This is a genomic window from Micromonospora maritima (assembly GCF_902825405.1).
GTDB classification, from domain to species: domain Bacteria; phylum Actinomycetota; class Actinomycetes; order Mycobacteriales; family Micromonosporaceae; genus Micromonospora; species Micromonospora maritima.
Genome location: NZ_CADEAU010000151.1, coordinates 1 through 11,218, shown reverse-complemented (window position 1 = coordinate 11,218; position 11,218 = coordinate 1). Strand labels below are relative to the sequence as shown.

Here is an 11,218-nt window from a genome sequence, read left to right as displayed (position 1 = left end):
CGCAGCCCGGGGTCGGCGGCCAGCGCGTCGCGGACCGCCGCCTCGTCCCCGGTGCGCCGCTCCGACTCGACCAGCCGATGCAGCTGGCGCAGCGCCAGGTCCGGGTCCGCGGCCCGGGACAGCGCGGTGAGCAGCTCGGCGGCGGGCTCGTCGGCCGGTTCCTGCGCCTCTGGGCGCCACAGGTCGAGCCCGTCCGGGCCGAGCAGGTCCGCGGCGCGGGTGGCGCCGTCGCCCTCGGCGAAGCCGTAGCGGGCCAGGCGCCCGCGGGCCGGCCGGGTCACCTCACGCCCCGAGCAGCGGCAGGCTGCGACGGGTGCTGTCGTCGCCGAGTTCGCCGAGGGCGAGCGCGGCGAACCGGATCGCGAACGGCTGCCACGCCTCCTCGACGTCGGCCATCGCCCGGTCGCAGGCGGCCACCACCAGCTCCGGGTCGTAGCCCAGCTCGGCCAGCGTCGCCGAGTCGCGGGACCACTCGGCGATCATCGCGGTGTCGCACTCGATGTGGAACTGCAGGCCCCAGGCCCGGTCGCCGAGGCGGAACGCCTGGTGCGGGTAGCGGGTGGAGGCGGCGAGCAGCGTCGCGCCGTGCGGCAGCTCGGTGATCTCGTCGGCGTGCCACTGGAGCACGTCGGGCATCAGCGGCACGTAGCGGAACAGCGGGTCGGTCTCGGCGGCGTCGCGCCGGCCCACGACGGTGGGACCGATCTCCGGCCCGGACGGGCTGCGCTCGACCCGGCCGGCGTGCGCGGTGGCGAGCAGTTGCGCACCGAGGCAGATCGCCAGCGTGGGCACCCGGTGGCGGACCGCCTTGCGCAGCAGCCCCTCCAGCGCCGGGAACCAGGCCGCGCCGGGGCTGTCGTCGGCCAGCGGGTAGGCCTGCTGGTCGCCGCCGAGCACCACCAGGGCGGCGTACCCGTCGAGGTCGGCGGGGAGCGCGTCGCCGGCGTGCGGGCGCACGACGCGCAGCTCCAGGCCCCCTTCGGTGAGCCACTCCCCCAGGCGGCGGAGGTCGTCGGTCGGGTCGTTCTCGATCACCAGCGCGGTCGCCACGACGTCGAGGCTAGCCGGTACGCCCGACGGCGGACGGTCCGGCTCGGCCGCACTAGGCTCCCGGTCGTGTCCACCGACGACTGCCTGCGCCCACCGGCCCTGCGTCCCGGCGACGCGGTGATGCTGGTGTCGCCGTCCGGCCCGACCCGCCCGGAGCGGGTGGCCCGCGGCATCGAGCTGCTCACCGGTTGGGGCCTGCGGCCGGTGCCCGCGCCGAACGCGTACGCCCGGCGGGGGTACCTGGCCGGCGACGACGCGCTGCGGGCCGAGGACCTGAACACGGCGTTCGCCGACCCGGAGATCCGGGGCGTGGTCTGCACCCGGGGCGGCTACGGGGCGCAGCGGGTGGTCGACCTGATCGACATGGCAGCGGTCCGCCGGGACCCGAAGGTGGTGGCGGGCTTCTCCGACATCACCGCGTTGCAGTTCGCGCTCTGGCGGGGCGCGCGGCTGGCCGGGGTGCACGGTCCGGGCGCCGCCTGGCGGGACGAGCGCACCCCGGTCCGCTCCGCGGAATCGCTGCACGCGGCGCTGACCCGCACCGAACCGGTGACCGTCGCGGCGGTCGAGGCGGAGGAGACGTATCCGGTGCGGGTGCCCGGCCGGGCCGAGGGCAGGTTGCTGGGCGGGAACCTGTGCCTGATCACCGCGTCGATCGGCACCCCGGACATGCCCGACCTGGCCGGCGCGATCCTGTTGGTCGAGGAGGTGCAGGAACCGCCGTACAAGATCGATCGGATGCTCACCCACCTGCGCCGCTGCGGCGCCCTGGACGGGCTGGCCGGGGTGGCGGTCGGCCAGTTCACCGAGTGCGCCGACGGCTGGGACACGACCGTGGTGGACGTGCTCACCGACCGCCTGGGCGACCTCGGCGTCCCGGTCCTCGGCGGCCTCCCCGTCGGTCACGGCCCCGGCCAGCTCACCGTCCCGGTAGGCACCCCCGCCGTCCTCGACACCACCACCGGAACCCTGACGGTCACCCCCGCCGTCCGCTGACCCTCAGCCCCTCCCCTCCCCTCCCCTCCCGCCCCGCCCCGCCGATCATGAAGTTGGCGGCGGTTTGGAGATCCACAACTGCCGCCAACCTCATGATCAACGCGACCCCGGGGGGAGGTGGGCGACGGCGCCGGTTTCCAGGGCGGCCCAGACGGAGGCGTCGGGGGTGACCGTCAGGCCGTGGGGTTCGGAGGCGGGTGTCGGGAGGTCGTGGGTGGTGACGTGGCCGTCGGGGGCGACGTGGGCGACGCGGTTCGCGGCCCACTCGGTGAACCAGCAGCCGCCGGCCGGGTCGGCGACGATCGCGTGCGGGCGGGACGTGCGGTCCGGCAGCGGAAACTCGTCGATCCGCCCGTCCGGGGTGATCCGGCCGAGCTGCCCGGCGGCGATCTCGACGAACCAGAGCGCGCCGTCGCCGCCCCGGGTGATGCCGACCGGGCCGGCCGCGTCGGTGGGCAGCGGGTGCACCCGCACCGACCCGTCGAGGTCGACCCGGGCGATCGCGTTCGCCTGGTTGAGCGTCAGCCAGAGCGCGTCGTCCGGGCCGACGGCCAGCATCGACGGGAACGCCTTGGCGACCGGCAGCGGGAACGTGGCGACCTCCCCGTCGACGGTGACCCGGCCGACCGTGTCGTCGCCCATGCCGGCGTACCAGAGCGCGCCGTCCGGCCCGGCGACCAGGCCGCACGGGGCACAACCGGGCGGGAGCGCGACCGAGCCGGTCCCGCCGTCGACGGTGATCCGGCCGAGCCGGTGGTCGCCGGAGCGGGTGTACCAGAGCGCGCCGTCCGGGCCGGTGGTGATGATCAGCGGCCGGCTCTCCGGCGGGTCGGCGCGCCAGGTCCGCACCTCGCCGTCGAGGCCGAGCCGGGCGACGCCGCCGGAGCCGGCCAGCGTCAGCCAGAGCGCGCCGTCCGGCCCGACCGTGATCGCGTACGGGCCGGAGCCCGGCCCGGTGAGCGCGACCTCGCGGATGACGGGCTGTGTCATGAGGGGTGCCCTTCCGTCGGTTGTCCGCCCAGCGTCGCGGCCGGCGCAGCGGCCTCGCAACCGCATTTGTCCGGATCCAGACCTTGATTGCCAGCTCGCTGACAGGTTCGCCACGGGTTGCCCCCAGCTCCGGCGGTCACTGTCGGTGACGTCATCGCACCACCACCGAACAGGAGAACCGCATGATCCGTACGACGAGGAAGCGCCTGCTGGTCGGCCTCGCCGCCGCCGGGGTGCTCGGCGTCGGGATCGCCGCCCCGACGGTGGCGCTCGCCGACGACAAGAGCCCCGCTCCGAGCGCCGGCACGAGCACCGACCAGCGGCACGCCGACCGGCAGGCCGAGTTCGCCGAGGCGCTCGCCACGGAGCTGGGGGTGCCGGCCGACAAGGTGACCGCGGCGCTGGAGAAGCTCCGGGAGCAGCGTCAGGCCGACCGGCCGGAGCGGCCGCAGCCGCCGTCGACGCAGGACCGGCAGGCCGCCCTGAAGGAGCGGCTGGACCAGGCCGTCACGGACGGCAAGCTGACCCAGGAGCAGGCCGACGCGGTGCTCAAGGCCGCCGAGGCGGGCGTGTTCCCCGGCCCGGGCGGGGCCGGCCACCGCGGCTGGCACGGCCAGGACGGCAGGCCCGGCGAGTGATCCGGTGGCCCCGCCTCCCCTCGCCGGCCGCACCTCCCTCCCGGCCGGCCTCGGCGGGGCCACCCGGGCGAGGGCGGGGTCCGGACGCCTCCGGACCCCGCCACACCCTCGTCAGCGCAGGTACGGCCCGTCCCCGCCGACCTTCCCCGGCGCCGGGTTGCCGGGAAGGTCGAGCACGTAGACGCGCAGGTTGCCCTTGCCGCTGACCGAGGCGGTGAGCGTGCCGTCGGTGACCGTCTTCACGTCGCCGGTGACCGCGTCGGTGTACCGACCGTTGGGCACGCCCCGGAACGTCGCGCCGCCGGACACGGTGACCAGGGCGAAGCTGTCCACCGCTCCCTGGGTGAACCGCCGCTTGTACGCCATCGCGCCGCTGACGCCCTCGGTCGAGTACTGCCCCTTCTGCAGCGCCGGCACGGCCCGCCGGATCAGGTTGAGCCGCTGCACGTGCCTGACCAGCGGCTGGGCGAGCGTGGTGGCGACCGCCCCGCTGGCCGAGCCGACCACCCCGAAGTCGGCGGCGGTGACGCTGCCGGCCAGGTGGTCGCCGTAGTAGGCGCGGCCGGTGGTGTCCAGCGGGCAGCTCGGCCCGCAGTCGATCCGGGCGCCCTTGCGGAACTCGATCTCCGAGCCGTAGTAGAGCGTCGGGATGCCGCGGAACGTCCACATCAGGCTCATGTTCTCCGCCCACGCGTCGGTGCCGCCGGTGTAGCGGGTGGCGGACTTGTTCGGCCCGTAGTCGTGGCTGTCGACGTAGACCACGTTGTAGGTGGCGTCGTTGTAGCTGTCGTCGGAGTCCCTCCCGTTGCCGAACGCGTTGCCGGCGTCGGAGAAGTTCATGTGCATCCGCATGTCGATCACGTTCATGCCGGAGAACCGCGAGTGGTCCGGCGCGTGGTACGCGTTGCCGCGCAGGAACGCGTTGTCGGTGGTGGGCTGCCCGTTCGGGCCGAGCAGCTGCTCGTAGTCGTACTGCTCGATCGCGGCCCGCACGTCGTCCGGGCTGTACTCCCTGCGCTCCGACCAGGTGAAGAACTGCGCGGAGTGGTTGACCGAGCCGCGGTTCCACTTGTCGTTGACGAACGCGGCGACCTCGCCGAAGACGTAGAAGTCCTTGCCCTTCTCGCCGAACCTCGACACGGCGTGCTGCTGGATGGCGGGCAGGAAGCGCCGGTTCCAGGTGACCCGGGGGATGTGCACGGCGGTGTCGATCCGGAAGCCGTCCACCCCCATGTCGATGAACCGGTTGTACGCGTCGATCAGGTAGCGCTGCACCTGCGCGTTCTCGGTGTTGAAGTCGGCCAGGTCCTCGTGCAGCCAGCAGCTGCGCGCGTCCTCGCCCTCCCAGTTGCCGATCCAGCACTGGTGGTACCTGTCGGCCGGGAAGAGCTTGCTGGTCGGCGTGGGCCACTGGCACTGGTAGAGGGTGTAGCCCTCGGCGCTGCGCCCGCCGGTCGGCGTACCCCAGTTCAGGCACTGGTTGCCGGCGGGCGCGGCGGACGACCAGAGGTCGCCGTTGTACGGCCGGCCCTTGGCCTTGGCGTTCTGCGCCGGGGTGAGCGCCGGGTCGCTGCCTGTCGCCTCGACCATCGGGTCGTACTCGCGGCCGGCCTGCTGCTGGTCGTAGTACCACTTCCACTGGTCGTCGCGGGTGCCGTGGACGGTGGGCGTGAACAGGCCCTTGGCACCCCACCGGGAGCTGTGGTTGTAGACCACGTCCTGGAAGATCTTGATGCCCTTGGCGTGTGCGGCGTCGATCAGGTCCTGGTAGGACGCGCCGGCGCTCTCCAGCCGCGGGTCGACCCGGTAGAAGTCCCAGCCGTGGTAGCCGTGGTAGTCGTAGTCGGAGCGGTTGAGCACCACCGGCGTGATCCAGATGGCGGAGAACCCGAGCGCCTTGATGTAGTCGAGCTTGTCGACGAGCCCCTTGAAGTCGCCCCGGAACATCGGGTCGTCGTTCGCCGCGTTGCCGGAGGCGACGTGCTGGCTGCCGCCCCGGTTGTTGGCCGGGTCGCCGTCGGCGAACCGCGCGGTCAGGACGAAGTAGATGCTGTCCTCGCGCGGGTCGCCGCCGAGCGGCGCGCCGCCGGCCGGCGGGTTGCCGGTGGTCGCGGACACCGGCGCGCTCGCCGCCGACCGGTTGCCGGCCGCGTCGAGCGCCCGCACCGTCCAGGTGTACGTCGTGGCGGGCCGCAGGTCGTACGCGACGTAGCGGGTGGTGGTGCTGGTGGCCGTGACGGCGCCCGCGCCCCCGGTGCGGGTCAGCTCGTAGCCGGTGACGGCCCGGTCGTCGGTGGCGGCGGTCCAGCTCAGGGTGACCGCCAGCCCGTCGGCGACGGCGGTGAGCCCACCCGGCGTGGACGGTGGTCCGGTGTCCGGCACGACCGGCGCGCACGGGTCGCCGGCCCCGGCGGTGACCCGGCCGTTGTCGACGACGCTGCGCCCGGCGCCGATGGTGTAGTCGGCGCCGCCGTTGTTGTCCCAGGTGCCGGCGGTGTCGTTGAACGCGGCGGTGAGCCCGGTGGCGGCGCCGAGGTCGACGATCCGGCGGGCCCAGCCGGCGCAGCGCGTCTCCATGGCGACGCCGGGCGCGGTGGTCCAGGTGCCGCCGGTGGGCCGGTAGTGCAGGTTGGCGGAGGTCCAGCCGCGCGGGGTGAGGTGGTACCAGACCTCGGCGGTGTTCCCGGCGGTGCCGGACGGCGTCGGCGTCGGGGTGGCGGACGGGGTCGGCGAGGGGGTGGCCGTCGCGCACGGGTCGCCCGTGCCGATCCGGCCGGCGGCGACGGTCACCGTACCGGCGCCGAGCCGGTAGTTGGCGCCGTTGTTGTTGTCCCAGACGCCGCTGCCGTTGGTGAACACGACCTGGAGGCCGGTGGCCGCACCGAGGTCGACGGTCCGGCGACGCCAGCCGGTGCAGGCGGTGTCCATCGGCATGCCGGGCACGGCGGTCCAGGCCTGCCCGTCGACGCCGTAGTGGATGTTGACCGACGCGCCCCAGGCGGTCGGTGGCTGGTAGTAGACGGTGACGGTGTTCGCCGCCGCGGCGGCGGTGAACGGCAGCAGCGCGGCGAGCACGCCGGTGGCGAGCGCGAGCGCTCCCCAGCGGCGGCGGGTGGTGGTGGTCGTGCCCCTCATGGCGCTCTCCTGACACCCACGCCCCACGACGGGCGCAAGGGGATGAAGGCGTTGCAAGAACTTGCGACGCGTGGTGCCAGGAAGTTACCAGCTTCGATCGAACGAAACCAGATGTTCACCGCGACCGATGGGTGCAACCCCTTGCATCGGTCGCACGTCTCTTGCGGCCCGCTTCCGGATGCGGTCGTCGACCCCGCGACGACCGCGCCCGGAGCGCGCTCAGCCCCCGGCCGGCGGGGTGAAGACGCCCAGCAGGTTGCCGGACGGGTCGCGCAGGCGGGCGTGCGTCAGCCCGCTCGGCGTCGTCACCGGCGACGCGAGCACGGTGCCGCCCGCCGACTCGGCGCGGCGGCAGGTGTCCGCCACGTCTGTCACCTGGGCGTAGAAGACGGCGTAGTTGTCGGCGGCGGAGTCGGTGCCCCGGATCGCGCCGCCGATCCCCCGCTCACCGCCGGCCGCCGTCTGCCGGTACGACCCACCCGGGCCACCCTGCTCCTCGAAGGTCCAGCCGAACAGGTCGGCGTAGAACCGCTGCGCCTCGTCCGGCCGGTCGGAGCCGATCTCGAACCAGGTCACGGGCGTGCTGGACATGCTGCCTCCTGTCGTCGCGCCGGCCGTCCGGCCGGCGTCGTCAGCAGTCAGCCTGACCGGCCGCCGCGACACCGTCCTGTCGGTGTTTCCGCATCACACGGCCGCGTCACCGCCGGACAACGCCCGTCCGCGGGCGGGTGGCGCCGGCACGGGAGCCAGCACCAGCGGTCGGATCCGGTCGACGAGATCCGGGCGGCGTCCGGCGAACAGCCGGGACAGCCGGCCGACCTCCGCCGGGCTGAAGTGGAACCGGCCGATCCCCAGTTCGGAGAGGCGGACCACGGCCTCCGCGGCCAACTCCTCGGTGTACGCGCTCCACGTGCCCTGGTCGGCGTGCAACGCTCGTCGCACGATGTCGGCGACCTGGCGGGTCTCCGGGTCGTCCGCGCCGATCAACGCGAGGCAACAGCGGAGGAAGGCGCCGGCGGCGCGGTCCCCTGCGGTCGCCACGAACTCGAGACTGTTCAGCACCGCGAGCGCCGCGGCCCGGGTCACCACGCGATCGGCGGCGAGCCGGTCCAGCAGCACCACCGCCATGTCGACCTCGTCCCGCTCGTCCGAGCCGTGGAAGGCGATCACCATCGACGCGACCACGCGATAGTGCGCCGCCCGGTCCGCGGGCCCGAGGCCCGGCATCCCCAGGACCGTCGTCACGAGCATGCGACCCACCGACCGTTGCTCCGCGCCGTCTCCGCGTACCACCCAGGCGAACCCCGGCGGGAACATCTCCGTCAGCGGCTCCAGCGCGTGCTGGACCGCGTCACCGGCGACGCCACACTCGAAGTTGGCCACCGAACGCAGGAAGGCGGCGTCCGGTCCGGACTCCACCTGCAACCAGGTCGACTCCGACGACGACGTGGATGGGAACGTCCACCCGAGGTCCACGTCCGGCGGCCGCCATCCCTCCGCGGCGAGGCTCAGGCCGATCTCCCGGCGCCGGCCGTCGCCCCGACGGTCCAGCGCGACGGCGTTCACCAGGCTCCGGTACTCGCCCTCGGCGAGCTGCGAGCGCCAGAGCAGCGCCTGTCGCGTCCAGGGCACCCGCACGTCCGGCTCCGCCGGATAGAGCTGACCGCCCGACAGCTCCTCGACCACGCAGAGCGCCAGCACGAGCAGGTTCGCGCTGTAGACGGCGTGCCGTTCGGGCACCGACAGCGCCCGGGGCCGGTACGCGGCGAACTCCCGCCCGGACCGTCCGTGGTGCACGTTGCGGAACAGGCGCAGCAGCACGTCGAGGACGCCCGCCGCGTGATCGTCGGGGGCCGACCGGAGCGCCTCGACGAGAAACGCGACGATCGGCGCCCGCCCGGTCAGGGTCGCGAACGACAGCAACGCGTGCAGTGGATCGTCGTCCACGGACGCGCTCCGCAACATGGTCGTCGCCGCCTCCCGTGCGGCCAACTCCTCCAGCACGAGCGCGGTCGTCCGGGCGACCAGGAACTCGCCGAACGTGGCGTGCAGGAACTCGTACGTCTCCGTCCGCTGGTCGCCCCGCAGCGCCTGCGTCCGGTGGACGAAGAAGAAGCGCCCCAGCACGATCTCCGCGGCCCGCAACGGCGTCCGGAGGCTGCCGTCGGCGCGAGCCTGCGGCGCCCCGCCCGCCAGGAACGCGAGCTCGCCGAGATCCGCCTCCAACTCCTCCTCGGTGACCCACTGCACGCCCCGGTTGAACATCGCGAAGGCCACCACGGCGAGCCGGCGCAGCTCCGCCTCGGTGGCGCGGGACAACTCCCGCTCGGACAGCCCCTCCCGGTGCTTGACCACCTCGCGGCGGGCGAAGCTGCGCAGCAACCTCTCGTACAGCTCGCCCCGGCCGAGCGTGCCGGCCAACCGCAGGTCGTTGCCGTCGGCGGCGTAGAGAGCGAGCATGAGCAACAGCAGTGGCTGCCCGGCCAGCTCGCGGTGGGTCAGTACGGCCGCCGGATCCAGCGGCGGCACCCCGAGCATCGCGAAGCCGTCGGCGTTGGCCGCGTTCCAGGTGGTCACCCAGCGGGCCACCCGTGCCGGGTCGAACGGCTCCAGCCGCAGCGCGACGGTCCCCGGCGGTGGCTTGGCCCGGTCGGCGACACTGGTCCGGCTCGTGACCACCACCGCCACCGGTCGCCCCTGGTCCATCTCGCGCTGCTGGAACTCGGCCACCTTGAGCAGGTAGTCCGTCTGGGTCACGCCGGTGGCCTGGAGCAGTTCGTCGAAGCCGTCCAGCAGCACCACCGGCAGGGCGTCCCCGGCCGAACGCGCCAACGCGGGCCACGGCAACCGCTCCCCGGTGGCGTCCCGGACCGCCTGCTCGATCTGATCCTGGAGGTCCGCCTCCAGCCGGACCTCCCGCAGCACCACGCGGACGACCAGGAAGTCACGGGCCGGCAGCTGGGCCGCGAGGACCCGGGTCAGCACGGACTTGCCGGAACCGGGCTGACCGAGCACCAGCAACGGCGCACGAACCGCCCGTGGGGAGGTGAGATGCCCGATCAGGAACTCGACGAGGTCCTCGCGGGCCGGCGGCACCGTCCACCACGCCTCGTCCCCCGACCGCGACTGCTCGCCCAGTGCGGATACCCGGTACGACGGTGGCACGTACGCGAGACCGAGCGCCGGTACCCGGAGGCCGTCCGGCACCTCACCCGAGTTGATGATCGGGCGGTCGAGCTGCGCGCGGTACGAGCGGGCCAACGCCTCCCGCCACTCGCTGGGCGTGCCGCCGGTGGCCATCGTCGCCAACGTCTCGCGCAGCTCGACCAGCCCGACCGCGAGCTGCCGTACCTCGACACGGGTCGCCTCGTGCTCGTGCAGCCCGGCCCAGAACCCGACCTCGGGGAAGTCCGCCGCCAAGGCGGTGAGCAGGTCACGATGGCGCTCGACGGCGACGTCCGGCATCCGCTCCAGCGCCTGCCGCAGCGACTGCTTCTCCCCGTCGGTCAGCCGGTCGCCCACGGCCAGCCCGGCGACGAACTCCTCGACCCGCCCGACCACGATCAGGTAGTGGGTCCGCAGCGCGTCCCGCAGCCTGGCGTAGGGCACCTCGGGCGCGGGGAGCGGCGCCGGGATCTCGAAGAGCACCCGTGCGGCGGACGGGCTGCCCTTCGGCCCCGCCCCCGCCAGGGCCAGCTGCTCGGACCGGCGCAGCTCCAGGTCGGCGAAGTCGAACGGCAGGTCCGCCTCGGCCAGCGCCTCGAAGAACGCGGTCACCGCGATCACCGCGTGCGCGGCCTCCAGCCGCCGCGTGCGCCCGTACCGGGACAGCCCGGAGCGCTTCTCGGAGACGCCGCGCATCAGTTCGTGGCCGAGCCGGACGAACTCCGCCTTGGCGTCGAAGAGGCCGAGCAGCGCCGGCACCGGGACCGCTGCGGCCAGCAGCACCCCGCCGGTGAGCCTGTCGAACCAGTCGACGACCTTGCTCTTCTCCCCGCCCAACAGGCGTACGGCGTCGGCGTAGCTGAGCGTGTCGGGCACGCGCGTTCCTCCCCCGGGACGGCAGACCCGCCAGCCTCCCCCATCCGGACCGGAAACGCTGTCGGGTTTCAGACCAGGGTGAGCGGGCGGACCCGGTCGACGGGGAGGTCGAGGTCGTCGGGGCGCAGCTCCCGGGTCACCGGCTCGGCCAGCGGGCGCACCGAACGGATCCGGTCGGTGCGGAAGCAGCGCACCCCGTCGCGCAGCCGGCACCAGGCGACCAGGTACCAGTGCGTCGCGTTGCCCAGGTAGGCAAGCGGTTCCACGTCGCGCGCCGAGTCGGCGCCGTCGCGGTCGGCGTACCGCAGGCGCAGCACGCGCCCGGCGGCGACCGCGTCGGCGACGGCGGCCGGGACGGGCGTGCCCGG

9 protein-coding genes are annotated in these 11,218 nt (G+C 74.1%); 2 read left to right on the top strand and 7 right to left on the bottom strand.

From position 1 onward, the window contains the following. Nucleotides 1–281 (bottom strand): hypothetical protein (locus HUW36_RS15755; protein WP_174528864.1); only part of this gene is annotated, 281 nt, incomplete at its 3' end. A gap of 1 nt (nucleotide 282) precedes the next feature. Continuing rightward, nucleotides 283–1,050, bottom strand: a complete 768-nt coding sequence (locus HUW36_RS15750; protein WP_174528863.1) for a type 1 glutamine amidotransferase — start codon at nucleotides 1,048–1,050, stop codon at nucleotides 283–285. 66 nt (nucleotides 1,051–1,116) lie between these two features. On the opposite strand from HUW36_RS15750, the gene HUW36_RS15745 reads away from it, so the two are divergent. Beyond that, nucleotides 1,117–2,046: a S66 peptidase family protein gene (locus HUW36_RS15745; RefSeq protein WP_174528862.1), complete on the top strand. Its 930-nt coding sequence runs from the start codon at nucleotides 1,117–1,119 to the stop codon at nucleotides 2,044–2,046. Between the two features lie 96 nt (nucleotides 2,047–2,142). Here the strand turns inward: HUW36_RS15745 and HUW36_RS15740 are convergent, their stop codons facing one another. Continuing rightward, nucleotides 2,143–3,036: a Vgb family protein gene (locus HUW36_RS15740; protein WP_174528861.1), complete on the bottom strand. Its 894-nt coding sequence runs from the start codon at nucleotides 3,034–3,036 to the stop codon at nucleotides 2,143–2,145. Nucleotides 3,037–3,218: 182 nt separating this feature from the next. On the opposite strand from HUW36_RS15740, the gene HUW36_RS15735 reads away from it, so the two are divergent. Then, the gene (locus tag HUW36_RS15735) at nucleotides 3,219–3,674 is read left to right on the top strand and encodes a hypothetical protein (protein ID WP_174528860.1); all 456 of its coding nucleotides are present in this window, start codon (nucleotides 3,219–3,221) and stop codon (nucleotides 3,672–3,674) included. Nucleotides 3,675–3,785: 111 nt separating this feature from the next. Here the strand turns inward: HUW36_RS15735 and HUW36_RS15730 are convergent, their stop codons facing one another. The 4 genes from HUW36_RS15730 to HUW36_RS15715 all read right to left on the bottom strand — a co-directional run. Beyond that, the gene (locus tag HUW36_RS15730) at nucleotides 3,786–6,809 is read right to left on the bottom strand and encodes a carbohydrate binding domain-containing protein (RefSeq protein WP_174528859.1); all 3,024 of its coding nucleotides are present in this window, start codon (nucleotides 6,807–6,809) and stop codon (nucleotides 3,786–3,788) included. 219 nt (nucleotides 6,810–7,028) lie between these two features. After that, nucleotides 7,029–7,400 carry a VOC family protein gene (locus HUW36_RS15725; RefSeq protein WP_174528858.1) on the bottom strand — a complete coding sequence of 124 codons (372 nt, stop codon included), beginning with the start codon at nucleotides 7,398–7,400 and terminating at the stop codon, nucleotides 7,029–7,031. Nucleotides 7,401–7,493: 93 nt separating this feature from the next. Further along, nucleotides 7,494–10,850 (bottom strand): NACHT domain-containing protein, encoded by a 3,357-nt coding sequence (locus HUW36_RS15720; RefSeq protein ID WP_174528857.1) that lies wholly within the window; start codon nucleotides 10,848–10,850, stop codon nucleotides 7,494–7,496. Nucleotides 10,851–10,918: 68 nt separating this feature from the next. Further along, a partial coding sequence (locus HUW36_RS15715; RefSeq protein ID WP_174528856.1) for a helix-turn-helix transcriptional regulator occupies nucleotides 10,919–11,218 on the bottom strand: 300 nt, incomplete at its 5' end.